The following is an 18,051-nucleotide window of genomic DNA, read 5'->3' as shown; positions in this document are numbered from 1 at the left end:
TTATATTTTATATTTATTTCAGCTTATTAGCAATAAAAAAATGTATTTGATTAAATCAAATACATTTTTTTATTGCTAATCTTCTTTATCAAATATAATCTCAGCAAGTCTTGCTAAATCTTCTTCCCCATAATATTCAATTAAAATTTTACCTTTGTTCTTATTTGATATTATTTTTACTTTTGTTCCAAAAAAATTACAGAGATTTTCTTCCATTTCTTTAATATACAAACTATTTTCTTTCTTCTTTTTCTGTCTCTTATTACTTGAAATTTGTTTTATCAAATTTTCTGTTTCTCTAACATTAAGATTTTTTTCAATGACTTTTTCAGCAATATATCGTTGATTTTCCATGTCTTGTAATGATAATATGACTTTTGCGTGCCCTATAGTCAATTTCCCTTCCATAACCATACCCTGTACCTTATCATCAAGATTTAATAGTCGTATGCTGTTTGCTATTGATGATCTGCTTTTTCCGACTTTTTTAGAAATATCTTCTTGTGTTAAATTGAATCGCTCTATAAGAGATTTATATGCCTTTGCCTCATCAATTGGATTCAAATCCTCCCTTTGAAGATTTTCTATTAAGGCAATTTCCATGACTTCCATTTCATTGAAATCTTTAACAATGACAGGAACCTCAGAAAGTTTTGCTAATTTTGCAGCCCTCCATCTCCTTTCACCTGCAACTATTTGATAATAATTGTCAATTTTCCTAACTATAATAGGTTGAATCACCCCATGTTCTTTAATGGATTCTGACAATTCTTCTAAGGAGTCATCATTAAAATGTCTCCTTGGCTGATATTGATTTGGTTTAATATCAGTTATCTTTATTTTTTCTACTCCCTGACTATTACTCTCTTCATATTCCGGTATAAGAGCCTGTAAACCTCTTCCAAGTCCTCTTTTATTACTCAATTATTTCACCGCCTTTTTCTATTACTTCTTTTGCTAAATCATCATATGCTTCAGCACCTTTTGAGCGTGGATCATAAATAGTTATTGGTTTGCCAAAACTTGGCGCCTCTCCAAGTCTTATATTTCTTGGAATAATAGTCCTATATACCTTGCCTTTAAAATATTTCTTAACTTCATCAACTACCTGTATAGATAGATTTGTTCTTGCATTAAACATGGTAAGTACAACCCCTTCTAAATCAAGATTATGATTTATATTTTTCTTTACAAGATTTATTGTATTCACCAGTTGTGTAAGACCTTCCAAAGCATAATATTCACATTGAATAGGTACAAGCACTGAATTCGATGCAGTTAAGGCATTCAATGTTAAAAGCCCAAGTGAAGGCGGACAATCAATTAAAATATAATCATAATCCCCTTTGATTTTATCCAGTGCTTTTTTTAATCTGAATTCCCTTGAAAGCATCGGAACTAATTCGATTTCTGCACCTGCTAATTGAATACTTGATGGAACTATATAAATATTTTCCATATCCTTTGGCTTTTTTATCGCCTTTTCCATTTCAACACCTTCAATTAGTACATTATAAATTGTATATTTAAGCGTTTCATTATTTATTCCAAATCCGCTGGTCATATTACTTTGTGGATCTATATCTATACATAGGATTTTTTTCCCGTTTAATGATAATGAATATCCTAAATTAATTGTAGTAGTTGTTTTACCTACACCGCCTTTTTGATTGGCTATCGCAATAATTTTTTCCACCTTACCACTCCTTATTTATGGGTTATATAGTTAAATTACATAAATATATATTTATTTTGAACTCTTTAAGTGTAATTATATCATTGTTCCACATGGAACAAAAGTTATATTTTATATAAGCACTATTTTTTTTGTATTTTAATATTAAACTCAATATAATCGTCAAAATTATTCTCTGTATACTCGGCATTAACACCTGCCTTATTCATCAGTTCAATTGCCTGTTTTATGGTATTTATATATATCCTTATGTCTTTATAAAACCTCATAATTCTCTTTTTTTCTTCTTTTTTATCTTTATCTGTTGTTATTTTATTAATTAAACTTTTAACAAATTTTTCAGTTTCCTTAACATTATATTTTTTGTTTATAATATTTTCAATAGCAATTTCCTGTAATTCACTATCCGGCAGTTTTAATAACGCCCTTGCATGTCTCTCTGTAAGATTATTTTCAATAAGTCTATTTTTTATATTATCACTAAGTTTTAATATCCGCATTTTATTAGCAATAGTAGACTGACTTTTTCCAATCATATTAGCAAGCTTTTCTTGTGTTAAATTATGGTCAGTAATAAGATTATGATAAGCTTCTGCCTCTTCAATAAAATTGAGGTCTTTTCTCTGGAGATTTTCAATAAGGGAAATAACTGCGGAATCCTCATCATATGCATCAATTATAATTGCAGGTATGGTTTTTAATCCAGCCAACTTTGAAGCACGTAATCGTCTTTCACCGGCAACCAATTCATATGAACTGCCATTTACAATCCTAACGCTTATTGGTTGAATAACCCCATATACTTTAATTGATTCACATAATTCCTGTAAATTTGCCGAATTAAATATTTTACGAGGTTGATAAGGATTTGGCTTAATATCGTCTATAGGTAAATATCGAATTTCTTTTGATTTAATTGAAACCATTAACGACACCTCACAAAATAAAATATCTTACTATTATATTCGACGAATATTATTAATATCCTTTTTAATTTTCAATAAAAAGTGAAATTTTTCAAATTATATAACTAATACAATATCTTTTTAAATAAGAGCCCTACAATCAGAATAAAAATACTCTTATTGCAGGGCAAAAAAAACAAGAAATTAATAATATGAAATAAAATATTTTCCTATAGTGGCTTTTTATTAATAAGTTTCGGTTTTCTCGGATAAATACTTAGCGTTTTTATTTCCTTTTTTATTATAACAAGTTTATGCATAATTTCAGTATAAGGAATTACAACATCAACAACATTTTCTACAACTCCACCTAAGGTTTTAATAGCATTTTTTGATAATTTCAATTCTTCATCAATAGATGGACCTTTCATAGCAATAAAATAACCATTTACTGCTACAAAAGGTATACAATACTCAGCAAGAATATTTAAAGACGCAACCGCCCTTGAAACCGATAAGTCATATTTTTCTCTAAAATTCACCTTGTTACCGTAATCCTCGGCACGTCCATGCACAGTATATACATTTTCTAAAGTTAACTTATCAATAACTTCTTCTAAGAATACTATCCTTTTATTTATTGAATCTAATAAGGTTAATTTAATATTAGGAAAAACAATCTTTAAAGGTATAGAAGGAAAGCCTGCTCCTGTACCTATATCAATTATATTTTCATTTCCAGTAATTTTACCCGATTTAAATACAGATAAACTATCTAAAAAATGTTTTGTTATCACATCTCCTTCATCAGTAATTGAGGTTAAATTTATTTTTTCATTCCATTCAATAAGAAGTTTAGAATATTTTTCAAATTGTTCCACATGGAACATGCTTAAATTTATATTAAAATTAGCCGCACCATTAATTAATTTATCTATATTTTTTCTATCCATTTCTTATACGCTTCCCTTGCTGTATATAAATTAATAAAACAGAAATATCTGCAGGAGAAACACCAGAAATTCTTGATGCCTGTCCAACTGAAATAGGCTTGATTTTTTTTAATTTCTGTTTTGCTTCAGTACTTATTCCGTTAATATTCTCATAATCAATCCACTCTGGTATTTTTTTATTTTCTAAAGTTTTAAAATGTTCTACCCGCTGCATTTGTTTTGAAATATATCCTTCATACTTAATATTAATATCAATCTCCTCTGCAACAGAATCCATTACTTCAGGTCTATCTTTATCAATTAAAAACGAGGATTTATAATCAATCTCAGGTCTTTTTAATAAATCATATAATAAAACTCCTGTAACTATTGGATTGCTGTTTCGTGCTAATAAAAAATTATTAACCTCGTCAGTTGGCGTAATCATAACACTTTTTAGTCTTTTTAGTTCATCATTTAGCTGTTGCTTGCGTTTTAAAAATCTATTATATCTTTTATCGTCAACAAGACCAATCCTTCTACCAATTTCAGTTAACCTAAGATCAGCATTATCCTGACGCAAAATAAGCCTGTATTCAGCACGGGAGGTTAACATTCTGTATGGTTCATCAACCCCTTTTGTTATAAGGTCATCTATTAAAAGTCCAATATAAGCCTGTGACCTTAAAAGGATTAGAGGTTCTCTTTTCATTAGTTTCATAGCTGCATTTATTCCAGCAATTATTCCCTGTGCAGCTGCTTCTTCATAACCTGAAGTTCCATTCACCTGACCGGCAAAAAATAAACCTGAAATATTTTTTAATTCCAAATTTAATTTTAATTGTGTAGGATCAATTGAATCATATTCAATGGCATATGCATTTCGCATAATTTTAACATTTTCTAATCCTTCAATTGTTTTCAAAAACGCAATCTGCACATCCTCCGGCATACTAGAAGACATCCCCTGAACATACATCTCGTTTGTATTTAATCCCTCAGGTTCAATAAAAATTTGATGCCTTTCTTTATCCGGAAATTTAACAACCTTATCTTCGATGGAAGGACAATACCTAGGACCAATTCCCTCTATCTTACCACTGTATAAGGGAGAACGATCAATATTTTTAAGTATAATTTCATGTGTATTCTTGTTTGTATATGTAAGCCAGCAAGGTACCTGTTCTATTTCGATTTTATCTGTCATAAAAGAAAAGGGTGTTATTATACTATCACCAGGTTGTATAATCATTTTTGAAAAATCCAAGGATTTCATATCAACCCTAGAAGGTGTTCCGGTCTTTAACCTCATCAATTTTATACCTAATCTTTCAAAACATTTTGATAACTCATTTGCAGGAAAAAGTCCATTAGGTCCGCCACTGTAACTTACATCACCAATTATGATTTTACCTCTTAGATAAGTACCTGTTGTAACAATACAAATTTTACAATTATATATAGCACCAGTTTTTGTTATTACACCCTTAACAGAATTTTCATCTACAATTATATCAACAATTTCCGCTTGTTTTATATCAAGGTTTTCTTGTTTTTCCAATGTGTATTTCATATTTGATTGATATCTTTTTTTATCTGATTGTGCTCTTAAACCCCTTACTGCAGGACCTTTACTTGTATTTAACGTTCTCACCTGTATTAATGTTTCATCTGTGTTAATTGCAATTTGACCGCCAAGAGCATCTACTTCTCTTACAAGGGTTGCTTTTGCCGGACCACCTATTGATGGATTACAAGGCATCATTGCAATAGCATCAAGATTTATAGTAAATGCTACAGTTTTAAAACCAAGCCTGCTGCAAGCAAGAGCTGCCTCACAACCAGCATGACCTAAACCTATTACAGCAACATCATAATCTCCAACATAAAAACCCATCCTTTTACCTACTTTCCAACACAATATCGTTTAAAAATTTCATTAATCAAATCTTCACTTGCAGTTTCACCAGTAACAAGTCCAAGACACTCTATAGCTAAATTTAAATCAATAGAAACAAAATCCTCAGTCAAACCATCTTCAATTGTTTTTAAACATGCCAAAAGATGATCCTTTGCCTTATATAAAGCATCTTTATGTCTCATATTTGTTATTACAACATCATTACCTTCATATTTCTTAATCTTAAATACTTTATTATAAACAGCATCTTCTAATTCTTCTAATCCTATATTTTCCTTTGTTGATATTTGCATAAAATTACCCGAAGAAATTTTTTTAATTGTATTAATATCAATTTTCATAGGCAAGTCAATTTTATTAAGTACATATATTACATTTTCATTATTTATTAAATTTAAAATCTCATAATCCTCACTATTTAACGGACGTGAGGAGTCGAATATAAGAATTATAAGGTCTGCATCTTTTATAACCTCTTTACTTCTCTCAACACCGATTCCTTCTATTATTTCCTCAGTTTTTCTTATACCTGCAGTATCAATTAATTTTACAGGTATTCCCTTTATATTAAGATATTCAATAATGATATCTCTTGTTGTTCCAGGAATCTCAGTAACAATTGCCCTATTTTCTTTTAAAAGTGCATTTAATAAAGAAGATTTTCCAACATTAGGTTTTCCAATTATTGCAGTTTTTAATCCCTCCCTTAAAATTCTACCTGAATCAGATGTACTTAACAATATATCAATATTATCTATAGCATCTTTAATTCCATTTAATAATTCATTATCATTAAATAAGTCAATATCTTCTTCAGAAAAATCCATTAAAGCATAAATATGTGCAATAAGTCCAACAAGTTTTTCTTTTATTAAATAAATTTTATTTTTCAAATCACCTTCAAGTTGTTTTTGTGCATACTTATTTGAAAGAACCGTTTTTGATTTTATTATATCTATAACAGCTTCTGCTTGTGATAAATCTATACGCCCATTCATAAAAGCTCTTTTTGTAAATTCACCTGGTTCTGCCAGTCTTGCACCATATTTTATTGTAAGCTCGAGTATTTTAGAAGTAGTTATAAAACCACCATGGCAATTTATTTCAACAATATCTTCTTTTGTATAAGTATTTGGTTTTTTCATAACACTAACTAAAACTTCATCATAAATTTCTCCATTTTCAGGATCAATTATATTTCCATAATGTATTGTATGTGATTTATAATTTTTAAAATCAACATTCTTTTTTGACTTAAATATATGTGAAACAACTTTAATTGCGTCATTTCCGCTTATACGTATTATACCTATTCCTGCTTCTCCGGGAGCAGTAGATATAGCAGCTATCGTATCAAAAAACATAAAAAATCACCAACTCATAATTAATCTATATATGATAATATATCAAGAAAAACTTATTTTCAATCAAAAAATTAAAATACCTGTTTAAGGCAGGTATTATTTTAATGCTATTATAACCCTTCTATTCGGTTCTTCACCATCGCTATATGTTTCAATTTCAATATCATCTTGTAATGCAAGATGTATTATTCTTCGCTCATTTGGATTCATAGGTTCAAGTGTAATACTCTTTTTTTGTTCCTTAACTTTTTTTGCAAGCCTTCTTGCTAACTTAATTAAAATTTCTTCCCTTTTCTTTCTGTAATTTTCAGCATCAACAAAAACTCTTTTATGAATCTCGTCAGGATTTGACCTGTTAACTACAAGACCAATAAGATATTGCAATGAATCTAAGGTTTCACCTCTATAACCAATTAAAATACCAACATCTTTCCCAGATAAATTTATTAGAATATTGTTATCATTTTCAGTTATTTCAAATTTTACATCTATCCCTATTAAATTAATGATACCTTTTAAAAATTTTGAGGCATTTTCTTTTGCTGCATCTCTTACTATAACTTTTACAATTGCATTCTTTCCAAGTAATCCAAAAAAACCCGCGCTGCCCTTTTCAAGCACCTCAATATCAATCATATCCCTTGAAACATTTAATTCATTTAAAACAGCTTCAACAGCTTCATTTACCGTCTTTCCCATTTTTATTATTTCTCTCATTTAAAGACTCCCCCTCCCTTTCAGTGGTAGGTCTTAAAAAGAAATACTGCTGGATAATCTGAAAGATATTACTTGTTACCCAATAAATACCAACTCCTGATGGCAAAGATGCTGTCATATAAACCATAACAGCCGACATAATAGTATTCATGGTTTTTTGACTCTTATCAGTTGCAATCATTGATGATGAAATATATGTTGTTATACCAGATAGAATAGGTAAAATAAAATATGGATCTCTTGCTGAGAGGTTATTTAACCATAAAAACGATGCTGTTGCAAACGGATGATAAGTCCTCAACATAGCAAATAACGGCCATAATATAATCAAAGGCAACAACATAGGCAAACATCCGCCAAAAGGATTTACATTTTTTTCTTTATATAATTTCATTAATTCCGCATTCATTTTTTGCGGGTCATTTGCATGTTTTTTCTTTAAATTTTCTACATGTGGAGTAATCTCCTTCATTTTTTTCATTGTAGCCATCTGCTGTATATAAAAAGGGACTAAAATAATTTTAATTAAAATTGTAAAAATAATTATAGAAACACCGTAATTACCTACATATTTATTTATAAACTCTAATATTTGACCTAAATACATTCCAATTGATGCCATAATAAACCTCCAAAATTATTTTACTGGATCATATCCTCCTGGATTAAAAGGATTACACCTTAATATCCTCCAAATAGCCATTAAACCACCCTTAAAAATACCATATTTTGTAATTGCATCAATTGCATACTGTGAACACGTGGGATAAAATCTGCAACACCTTGGTTTTAAAGGTGATAAAACTTTTTGATAAAATTTTATTAAATATATTATAATTATTTTCATCTTTTTTTCACCGGCATAATAGGAGTTCTTTTTAACAACATTTTTATTGCATTATTAATCATATGAAAATCCGCTTCTATTATCTTTGTTCTTGCAATGAATACCATATCATATCCTGTGTTTAATTTTGAATCCATTAACCTTAGACTTTCATTCATTAATCTGCGTACATGATTTCTTATAACGCTTTTCCCAATTTTCTTGCTTATAGAATAACCAACTCTATTGTAGTTTAAATTATTTTTATAGTAATATAATATTAAATATTTATTTGCTAAAGAACATCCGTTATTATATACATTTTTAAATTCATATGTTTTTTTTAATTTAATCACATGAAACCCCCAATTGCAAAAAAGGCCAAAAAGGCCTTATGCTGTCAATTCATGTCTACCTTTTTTCCTTCTTCTTTTAAGAACATTTCGACCATTTTTAGTAGACATTCTTTTTCTAAAACCATGCTCTTTTTTTCTATGTCTTTTTTTTGGTTGATAAGTACGTAGCATTACAACACCTCCTATAAAACCTAAAAATGCTATAAAGATTATATCGTTTATTTAAAATTATGTCAATAAATTATTCCTTTAATAAAGTTATTAACAATACAAAAACTTTTATTCATAATATAATAATTTTATATTGATAAGATGTTAATAATCTGATATTATATTAATCGAACTGTGAATAACTTTATTATTTTATAAACTAAAAATATAGACTTATTCACAGGTTGTGCATAAACCTGTGAATAAGTTGTTATTATTTAACCATATAAAAATAAATTTTATTTATATACAAGGCAAATAAAGCCTTTTAAAATATAATTTTATGCATAATTATTTATACACATTATTTTAAATAATTATAAAAATACAATGCATGTATTAGTTTAATAAACAAAATCAACAATTAAATGTCAACATAAAATTCTTATTAACAAATTTAACTGTAAAATTATAAACAGTTTGTTTTTTAAGGGTTAGGAGGTCAAAAAATGTATGATGATTGTTTCCAACTCTGGAATAAAATTTTCGACATACTTAAAAATGAGTTAACTTTAACAAGTTATAATACTTGGCTCGTACATCTTAAACCAATAATTTTTATTGATAATACATTAATATTAAGTACACCAAATATTTTTACTAAAAATATAATAAATGGCAGATATATTGAAGTAATATATAATGCTGCAAGAAGAGCCATAAATACAAATATAGAAATAAAAATTATTTCAGAAGATGAAGAAGAATACAATCAAATAAAAAAATCAATACAAGAGAAATCTAACGATACATCCTTAACATCGACAACCTTAAATCCAAAATATACCTTTGATACATTTGTTGTCGGTAATAGTAACAAGTTAGCACACGCTGCCTGCCTTGCAGTTGCACAATCCCCAGCAAAAGCCTATAATCCTTTATTTATATACGGTGGTGTAGGTCTTGGTAAAACACACCTCATGCATGCAATTGGACATTTTGCAATAGGTCATAAAAGTAATATGAAGATAATGTATGTTACATCAGAAACCTTTACAAATGAACTGGTTAATTCTATAAAAGACGACAAAAATGAAGAATTTAGAAATAAATATAGAAATATGGATATACTTCTGATAGATGATATACAATTTATTGCAAAAAAAGAACGAACACAAGAAGAGTTCTTCCATACATTTAATACATTACATGAAGCCAATAAACAGATTATAGTATCAAGTGACAGACCGCCTAAGGAAATACCGACACTTGAGGATAGACTAAGGTCAAGATTTGAATGGGGTTTAATAGCAGATATACAACCACCGGATTATGAAACAAGAATTGCTATACTTAAGAAAAAAGCCCAAAACGATAATTTGGAAATACCTGATGATGTATTAGCATATATAGCTGAAAAAATTCCTTCAAATATAAGGGAATTAGAAGGTGCATTAATAAGAATAGTTGCATTCTCTTCCCTTACAAAAGCAAATATTGATACTGAGCTGGCTAAGGATGCATTAAAAGATTTAATATCAAATAAGACAAGACAGATAACAATAAAACTTATTCAAGAGGAAGTATGTAAATTCTTCAATATAAGATATGAAGATTTTAAATCAAAGAAACGTACAAAGACTATTGCATATCCAAGACAAATGGCTATGTATTTATCAAGGGAAATGACTGACTTGTCGCTTCCTAAAATAGGTGAAGAATTTAATAAAGATCATACTACGGTAATACATGCATATGAAAAAATATCAAATGATATTAAAAATGACGATACCTTAAAAAAACAAATAGATGAACTTAAAAAGCGTATAAAAGGTTGTTAACATATAAACATCTATAAGTTGTTAATAAGTAAATAAAATATGTACCTGTTGATATTGTTGATAATTATCCATCTCCATCAACATATTACTAACATACATAAATCGACATAATTCATACCATTAACACCATTATTAACAAATTAACAGGTATTACTATTACTACTACTATTTTATTATTATATTTTTTATATATTAAATTTATGCATAAAACAGGAGGAAATTAAAATGAAATTTTCATGTGACAAAAATTCATTATTAACTGCTGTAAATAAAGTTATAAAGGGGGTAACCCCCCGAACCACCCTTCCTATACTACAAGGTATACTTATTAAGGCTTATGAAAATAACATAAAAATGTATTCAACAGATTTAGAAATAGGAATTGAATGTACCTTAGAGGCGAATATAGAATCATGGGGAAATATTGTAGTTTCAGCAAAAGTTTTTTCAGAACTTATAAGAAAGTTTCCTGAAGATATAGTTTATTTTGAAAGTGATGATAACAATATAATAAATATAAAATGCGGAGCATCAAATTTTACTATTTCAGGTAGCAATTCAGAAGAGTTCCCTGAAATAACAGAAATAATTAAAGAAAAGAGTCTTGTCATCAAGGCAAATATATTAAAAGATATGCTAAGGGAAACTTCCTTTTGCACCGCACAGGAACAGACAAGACCTATTCTTACAGGTATACTTTTTGAAATAAATAAAAATCAAATAAATATGGTAGCACTTGATGGATATCGTATGGCTCTGACAAAATATTTTTCAGAGGATATTGTATTAAATAACACAGAAAAAAATGATTTTAATATAGTAATACCAGGTACAACAGTAGATGAACTTACTAAAATTATCGATGATGATGAAGAATACATAAATATTTTTTTCACAAATAATCAAGTATTATTTGAAATGGATAATACAAAACTTATATCAAGACTTTTAGAAGGAAATTATATGAATTATAATGCGGTACTTCCAAAAGATTTTAAAACGATAGTAAAAGTAAATAAACAAATGTTAATAGGAGGTATTGAAAGAGCATCATTATTGGCATCGGGTAAAAATAATTTAATAAAGTTTACAATAAATGATAACGAATTAATAATATCATCAAATTCCGATATAGGTAAAATGTTTGAAAAACTACAAATTGAGTTAGAAGGAATGTTATTAGAGATAGCTTTCAACTCAAGATATTTATTAGAGGCTTTAAAGGTAATAGATGAGGAAGAGATAAATTTGTGTTTTATAAATAACATAAATCCAATGATTATTACACCAGTTGGAAATGACAACTATTTATATATGATATTGCCAGTGAAGTTAAATAATTAATATTAAACATGAGTAGAAAGGAATGTAACTTTAAATGAAAGAAATAGCAATAAGTACAGATTATATTGCTTTGGACCAGTTTTTAAAATTTGCAGGTATTTCTGAAACTGGAGGAAAGGCAAAAGAAATCATCCTTAAAGGCAATGTAAAGGTAAATAAGGTAATCGAGAACAAAAGGAAAAAAAAGCTATATAAAAATGATATAGTAGAAGTTAATAACCAAAGTTATATCATAAAGTGAGGAATTGCTTTGTATTTAAAAGAGCTATTTATTGATAATTTTAGAAATTTAAAAAAACAAAAAATCGAATTTTCAAATAAAATCAATATATTGTATGGAAAAAATGCACAGGGTAAAAGCAATATATTAGAGATTATCAGGCTTTTAAGTATTGGAAAATCATTCAGAAATAGTAAAAACAATGAAATGGTTAATTACAATAGCAGTTATTTTTATATAAAAGGAGTATTCGATGACGACATAGATAAAAAAATAATAGAAATCAGCTATAAAAAAGACCAGAATAGAGTAATAAGAATAAACAATAATAAAATAAAATATACAATACAGCTGGTGGGAAATATATTAACAACAATTTTTTCACCGGAAGACTTAAATATTATTAAAGGCAGCCCATCTATAAGAAGAAGGTATATTGATACAACGATTTCAATGATAAGAAGAAATTATTTATACAATTTATTACAATATAACAAAATTTTGTATAATAGAAATAAGTTATTAAAGGAGCTAAGATTTAATTCTTCTAATAAAGAATTACTAAATATTTTAGATGAACAAATTGTAAATTATGGTTCAAAGATTATTTTATATAGGCAGCAATACATAAAAAATCTTGATATAGTAATTAAAAAACTTTTACATGATATATCTGGTGAAAATGCTAATTTAAAGTATGAAAACAATATAAATATTGACACAGAAAATATAATTGACATAAAATCAAAGTATCTTGATAACTTAAAGAATAGTCAAAAAAATGATATAAAATACTGCCAAACACAATTTGGTCCACATAGGGACGATTTTAAATTTAATATTAATGGATATAATTCAAAAATTTATTCGTCACAGGGACAGCAGAGAACCGCAGTATTATGCCTTAAACTTGGAGAACAGGAAATAATACTGAAAGAAACTGGAAGTAAACCTATTTTACTTCTTGATGATGTTATGTCAGAACTTGATATGGATAGGCAGAAATATATTTATAATATGATACAAGGTTCACAGGTTATTATTACACATGTAGATAAAAAAGATATTGATGGTAATAAATACCTTCATATTCAAAATGGTTCTATTAACGAAGAGTAGGAGGATGAAATAATGTATGTACACATATAAATTAAGAAAGATGTTATATGGTAAAATAAATATTTTTACATTCAAGATGGTTTTATTAACAAAAAGTAGGAGGACAAAATAATGTATGTACACTTAGGTGGTAATGTGGTTATACCGGGTAGTGATATAATAGCTATTATTGATATAAATGTTAAAAAGATTTCTGATGCCACCTTACAATTTTTAAAAATTTCAGATGAAGAGGGATTTATAGTAAATATATCAGAGGAAAAACCAAAATCCTTTATTATTACCGAGAAAAATAAAAAAAGTGTTATTTATTTATCACCTGTTTCATCACTAACAATTTTAAAAAGAATGAGGAAACAAATTAATTAAATAGAGGATAATCCTCTATTTAAAAAAGTTAAATTTTTGAAAATCTTTTTATAATCGCATTTTGTGTATTATGCTCAAATGTGTCATCAAGTGGTTGTAAAACAACGTTGCCATATTTTCTCTTAAGAGCAGTTAATACTAAATAATCAGCAAATTCAGGATTTTTTGGAAGTACAGGACCATGAAGATATGTTCCAAAAGCATTTTTGTAATATGCTCCTTCTGTATGGTCTTCTCCATTATTACCATTGCCGATTATAATATTCCCCAGAGGTTTTGTGTTTTTTAGATAGGTTTTCCCAGAATGGTTTTCAAAACCCACCATTTTAAATTTTAGATTGTTTATTTGTGCCTCAATAATTACATTAGTTATCATTCTTTTATTTCCTGCAATTGTCCAAGCATCGAATATGCCAATACCTGGAAGCTTATTATTTGTTCCAATTTGATAATATTTACCCAGCAATTGATACCCGCCACATATGCTTAAAACCGTCATGCCATCTTCGACAGCTGATTTAAAATTTTTCATTCTTTTTAATGTAAGGTCATCACTTACGATTTTTTGTTCCCTATCCGAACCGCCACCTAAAAAAAGTATATTAATATCAGTGAAATTTGTATTTATGTCAATTGTAATGGATTTAACTTCAACATCAATTCCCCTCCACTCACATCTTCTAATTAATGTTAGAATATTTCCTCTATCACCATACAAATTTAAAAGGTCTGGGTACATATGTCCTATTGTTAATTTCATTTGTCATCACCTCTTAACTTTAAGAATGTATTAACTTCATGTAAAGAAGTATAATTTGGTAATACAATTATAAGTTCATCTTTAGTAACTGATGATATATAATTAAGAGCTTTCTCAATAGAATTAATTACTTCTATTTTTTTTGTATCAATACCTGCATATTTTAATCGAAGAGCCATGTCTTCTGCTCTTAAACCTGACGCTACGACAGAATTTATCTTTGAATTTACAACAAAATCTTCTATATTCACATCCCATAACCATGAAACATCACGTCCGTCGGCATAGTTATCATTTATTGCAATGACAAGATTTAACGGCCTTTTTATTTCTTTCAGCATGCTTAATGTACTATCAAACCCAATAGGATTTTTTATAAGATTTATAATTGCTTTTTTTCCATTTAAAGTTGTTTTTTGAAGTCTTCCTGCTATAGGTTTATAATTATCCAGTCCATTAATGATATCACTTATATTTGTATTAAGAAGTAAATTTGCTGTAACAGCAGCCATTACATTATATATATTATATATGCCAAAAAGATGGCTTTTAATTTTAAAGAGCCTATCTTTATATTTTAAATCGAAAGAGATACCATCTTCGTTTATGTCTATATTTAATGCACTAAAATCAAGCTTTGGTCTTTTTTTACCACATGAAGGACAATAATAATCACCAAGTTGTCCATAAAAAACTTCCTTATAAACATATTTATCTCCACACGAAGGACAGTATTTCTGTTCAAAAGAAGGTGATAATCCATATCCTCTATTAATATGGTCATTTATTCCATAATACATTACTTTTAATTTTAAATCATTACCAATTGCGGCTGTGAAAGGTTCATCTGCATTTAAAAGCACTATTGAATCTTTTGATAGTTTATTTAAAGATTCTTTAACTTTTTTTATGGTTGTATCAAGTTCTCCGTATCTATCCAATTGATCCCTGAAAAAATTTGTTATAACGACAATATTTGGTTTTATATCATCAAGAAGGAGGGGCATATTAGCTTCATCTATTTCAAATACTCCTATATCCGCCTTCAATTTACCGTAGATATTGCTGTTTTTTATCAAAACGGTTGCAATACCACTTGACATATTTGCTCCTTCTCTGTTATGAATCACGTTTTTACCTGTGGTTTTCAATATACTTGCAATAAGTCCTGATGTTGTTGTTTTACCATTTGTACCTGTGATAACGATTTTGTCACCTTTTATTCCTTTTATTAATTCATTTATAATTTTAGGGTTTACTTTTAATGCAAGTTTTCCAGGTAAAGAAGTTCCGCCTTTTCCTGTTATTTTACATGCAAAAACAGTAAACTTTCCTATTTCCGTACTAAAAAATTTCAAAAAAAACACCACCTTAAATAGAAAAATTAAAAAATAATTATATCAAATTTTATAATAAATTAGAACAAATGCCACAGGTATTGCAATTGTTTTATTTTAAGTATATTATATTACAATGTAAAATGAAAATGAAAAATTTTTTGCAATTGTTTTAATATGGTTTATTATGAAGTTTTCCTTAAAAATCCTAAAATATCTATTCTTGTAAAAAACTTAAAGATATGATAAAATAAAAATAATAAATAATGTACGGGGGTATATTAATGGCAATAGATGATAGTTATGATGCAGGTCAAATACAAATACTTGAGGGCTTAGAAGCTGTACGTAAACGTCCGGGAATGTATATTGGAAGTACGGGTCCAAAAGGTCTTCATCATCTTGTATATGAGATTGTAGATAACAGCATAGATGAAGCACTTGCAGGTTTTTGTAAAAATATACTTGTAATAATTCATAAAGATAATTCAATTACTGTCAAGGATGATGGTAGAGGGATTCCAACGGGTATTCATCCTAAAGTTGGCAAATCTGCGGTGGAAGTTTCTCTTACAATACTCCATGCAGGAGGAAAATTTAACAATGATGCATATAAAGTGTCAGGTGGTCTTCATGGCGTAGGTGTATCTGTTGTAAATGCACTTTCGGAAAAATTAGAAGTAATCGTAAAGCAGAATGGGAAGATATTTAAGCAAGAATATGAAAGAGGTGTGCCGAAAACAGAGCTTAACATAATAGGTGAAACAAATGAAACCGGTACAACAATAACATTTAAACCTGATAAGGAAATATTTGAAGAATTAGAATACAATTACGATATTTTACTACAGAGACTTAGAGAATTAGCATTTCTTAATAAAGGTGTAAAAATAGAGCTTATTGATGAAAGGGATGGAAAGGAAGAAATACTACACTATGAAGGTGGTATAGTATCATTTGTAAAATATCTAAATAGAAATAAAGAAGTTCTTCATGAAGAACCTATCTACATGGAGGCAAAGTCGGAAGATTATGATGTTGAAGTTTGTATGCAGTATAATGACACATATACAGAAAATATATTCAGCTTTGCCAATAACATAGATACGAGAGAAGGTGGAACACATTTAATAGGATTTAAAACTGCTCTCACAAAGGTTATTAACGATTATGCAAGAAAGTTTAATGTAATAAAAGAAAATGAAAAGAATTTACAGGGTGAAGATGTAAGAGAAGGACTTACAGCAATAGTCAGCGTAAAATTAAAGAATCCTCAGTTTGAAGGACAGACAAAGACAAAGCTCGGCAATACTGAGATGAGGTCAATTGTTGATTCAATTGTTACAGAAAAGTTAACAGCATTTATGGAGGAAAATCCAAAAGTTGCAAAAATAATACTTGAAAAAGCAACATCAGCTGCCAGAGCAAGGGAAGCTGCAAAAAAAGCAAGGGAATTAACGAGAAGGAAAACCGCACTTGAATCAACAGCATTACCCGGTAAGCTTTCGGATTGTTCCGAAAAAGATGCTTCAAAATGCGAACTTTTTTTAGTTGAAGGTGACTCTGCCGGAGGGTCTGCAAAAATGGGAAGAAATAGTAAGTTTCAAGCGATACTCCCATTAAGAGGTAAAATAATAAATGTTGAGAAGGCAAGAATTGATAAAATTTTATCAAATGAAGAAATAAGGGCTATGATTACGGCACTGGGTACAGGTATTGGAGATGATTTTGACATATCAAAATTAAGATATCACAAGGTAGTTATAATGACAGATGCCGATGTTGATGGAAGTCATATAAGAACACTGCTTTTGACATTTTTTTATAGATTTATGAGACCATTAGTGGAAAATGGCAATGTTTATATTGCACAGCCGCCTTTATATAAAGTTGAAAAAAGTAAAAAGGTTTATTATTCATATTCTGATAAGGAACTTGATTTACTGCTTCAAAAGATTGGACGTGAAAGCTATAATATTCAAAGGTATAAAGGTCTTGGTGAAATGAATGCAGATCAGTTGTGGGATACGACAATGGACCCTGAAAAGAGAACGATGTTAAGGGTAAACCTTGAGGATGTAATGGCAGCTGATGAAATATTTACAATTTTAATGGGTGATAAGGTTGAACCCAGGAGGGATTTCATTGGAAAATACGCTAAAACTGTTAGAAATCTTGATATATAAGGTGGTGA

General features: G+C 28.6%; 19 protein-coding genes. 6 read left to right on the top strand and 13 right to left on the bottom strand.

Going from position 1 to position 18,051, the window contains the following annotated elements:
- Positions 1–75: 75 nt before the first annotated feature.
- The 11 genes from AC0LWJ_RS08850 to rpmH all read right to left on the bottom strand — a co-directional run bounded on the left by AC0LWJ_RS08850 (position 76) and on the right by rpmH (position 8,888).
- Complete coding sequence (locus AC0LWJ_RS08850) at positions 76–924, bottom strand: ParB/RepB/Spo0J family partition protein (protein ID WP_284680054.1); 849 nt, start codon at positions 922–924, stop codon at positions 76–78.
- Positions 917–1,696 carry a ParA family protein gene (locus AC0LWJ_RS08845; RefSeq protein WP_474237728.1) on the bottom strand — a complete coding sequence of 260 codons (780 nt, stop codon included), beginning with the start codon at positions 1,694–1,696 and terminating at the stop codon, positions 917–919. Before AC0LWJ_RS08845 ends, AC0LWJ_RS08850 begins: the two co-directional genes overlap by 8 nt.
- 122 nt (positions 1,697–1,818) lie before the next feature.
- On the bottom strand, positions 1,819–2,622 hold the full coding sequence (noc, locus tag AC0LWJ_RS08840) for a nucleoid occlusion protein (protein WP_474237726.1): 804 nt from the start codon (positions 2,620–2,622) through the stop codon (positions 1,819–1,821).
- 209 nt (positions 2,623–2,831) lie between these two features.
- Positions 2,832–3,554, bottom strand: a complete 723-nt coding sequence (gene rsmG / locus AC0LWJ_RS08835; RefSeq protein ID WP_474237724.1) for a 16S rRNA (guanine(527)-N(7))-methyltransferase RsmG — start codon at positions 3,552–3,554, stop codon at positions 2,832–2,834.
- Positions 3,547–5,430 (bottom strand): tRNA uridine-5-carboxymethylaminomethyl(34) synthesis enzyme MnmG, encoded by a 1,884-nt coding sequence (mnmG, locus tag AC0LWJ_RS08830; RefSeq protein ID WP_474237722.1) that lies wholly within the window; start codon positions 5,428–5,430, stop codon positions 3,547–3,549. The genes rsmG and mnmG overlap by 8 nt, the downstream gene beginning before the upstream one ends.
- A gap of 8 nt (positions 5,431–5,438) precedes the next feature.
- Positions 5,439–6,818, bottom strand: coding sequence for a tRNA uridine-5-carboxymethylaminomethyl(34) synthesis GTPase MnmE (gene mnmE / locus AC0LWJ_RS08825; RefSeq protein ID WP_474237720.1), 1,380 nt, complete (start codon positions 6,816–6,818; stop codon positions 5,439–5,441).
- A gap of 96 nt (positions 6,819–6,914) precedes the next feature.
- A complete protein-coding gene (gene jag, locus AC0LWJ_RS08820) occupies positions 6,915–7,535 on the bottom strand; it encodes an RNA-binding cell elongation regulator Jag/EloR (protein WP_474237717.1) in 621 nt (206 codons plus the stop codon).
- Entirely contained in the window at positions 7,498–8,157 is a 660-nt protein-coding gene (locus AC0LWJ_RS08815; protein WP_474237714.1) for a YidC/Oxa1 family membrane protein insertase, read from the bottom strand. Before AC0LWJ_RS08815 ends, jag begins: the two co-directional genes overlap by 38 nt.
- A 15-nt stretch (positions 8,158–8,172) precedes the next feature.
- Positions 8,173–8,382, bottom strand: a complete 210-nt coding sequence (gene yidD / locus AC0LWJ_RS08810) for a membrane protein insertion efficiency factor YidD (protein ID WP_474237712.1) — start codon at positions 8,380–8,382, stop codon at positions 8,173–8,175.
- The gene (gene rnpA, locus AC0LWJ_RS08805) at positions 8,379–8,717 is read right to left on the bottom strand and encodes a ribonuclease P protein component (RefSeq protein ID WP_474237709.1); all 339 of its coding nucleotides are present in this window, start codon (positions 8,715–8,717) and stop codon (positions 8,379–8,381) included. The genes yidD and rnpA overlap by 4 nt, the downstream gene beginning before the upstream one ends.
- 36 nt (positions 8,718–8,753) lie before the next feature.
- Positions 8,754–8,888: a 50S ribosomal protein L34 gene (rpmH, locus tag AC0LWJ_RS08800; RefSeq protein WP_474237707.1), complete on the bottom strand. Its 135-nt coding sequence runs from the start codon at positions 8,886–8,888 to the stop codon at positions 8,754–8,756.
- A gap of 488 nt (positions 8,889–9,376) precedes the next feature.
- Here rpmH and dnaA point away from each other — a divergent pair, with 488 nt between their 5' ends.
- The 5 genes from dnaA (at position 9,377) to remB (ending at position 13,760) form a co-directional block, all read left to right on the top strand.
- Positions 9,377–10,708 (top strand): chromosomal replication initiator protein DnaA, encoded by a 1,332-nt coding sequence (gene dnaA, locus AC0LWJ_RS08795; RefSeq protein WP_474237704.1) that lies wholly within the window; start codon positions 9,377–9,379, stop codon positions 10,706–10,708.
- Between the two features lie 225 nt (positions 10,709–10,933).
- Positions 10,934–12,052, top strand: coding sequence for a DNA polymerase III subunit beta (gene dnaN / locus AC0LWJ_RS08790; RefSeq protein WP_474237702.1), 1,119 nt, complete (start codon positions 10,934–10,936; stop codon positions 12,050–12,052).
- Positions 12,053–12,086: 34 nt separating this feature from the next.
- A complete protein-coding gene (locus AC0LWJ_RS08785; RefSeq protein ID WP_284680066.1) occupies positions 12,087–12,293 on the top strand; it encodes an RNA-binding S4 domain-containing protein in 207 nt (68 codons plus the stop codon).
- A 9-nt stretch (positions 12,294–12,302) separates the two neighbouring features.
- On the top strand, positions 12,303–13,391 hold the full coding sequence (recF, locus tag AC0LWJ_RS08780) for a DNA replication/repair protein RecF (protein WP_474237699.1): 1,089 nt from the start codon (positions 12,303–12,305) through the stop codon (positions 13,389–13,391).
- A gap of 111 nt (positions 13,392–13,502) precedes the next feature.
- Positions 13,503–13,760 (top strand): extracellular matrix regulator RemB, encoded by a 258-nt coding sequence (gene remB / locus AC0LWJ_RS08775; RefSeq protein ID WP_474237697.1) that lies wholly within the window; start codon positions 13,503–13,505, stop codon positions 13,758–13,760.
- A 28-nt stretch (positions 13,761–13,788) separates the two neighbouring features.
- Here the strand turns inward: remB and AC0LWJ_RS08770 are convergent, their stop codons facing one another.
- Both AC0LWJ_RS08770 and AC0LWJ_RS08765 read right to left on the bottom strand, forming a co-directional pair.
- A complete protein-coding gene (locus AC0LWJ_RS08770) occupies positions 13,789–14,520 on the bottom strand; it encodes a type 1 glutamine amidotransferase (protein ID WP_474237694.1) in 732 nt (243 codons plus the stop codon).
- A complete protein-coding gene (locus tag AC0LWJ_RS08765; RefSeq protein WP_474237691.1) occupies positions 14,517–15,878 on the bottom strand; it encodes a MurT ligase domain-containing protein in 1,362 nt (453 codons plus the stop codon). Before AC0LWJ_RS08765 ends, AC0LWJ_RS08770 begins: the two co-directional genes overlap by 4 nt.
- Before the next feature lie 263 nt (positions 15,879–16,141).
- Between AC0LWJ_RS08765 and gyrB the strand changes: the two genes are divergently transcribed.
- Entirely contained in the window at positions 16,142–18,043 is a 1,902-nt protein-coding gene (gyrB, locus tag AC0LWJ_RS08760) for a DNA topoisomerase (ATP-hydrolyzing) subunit B (RefSeq protein WP_474237689.1), read from the top strand.
- The last annotated feature ends 8 nt before the right edge of the window (positions 18,044–18,051 follow it).

It is taken from the genome of Aceticella sp. 75b-Ac, from assembly GCF_056032965.2.
The sequence above is the reverse complement of the archived record's forward strand: the minus strand, read 5'-3'. Positions and strand labels throughout refer to the sequence as shown.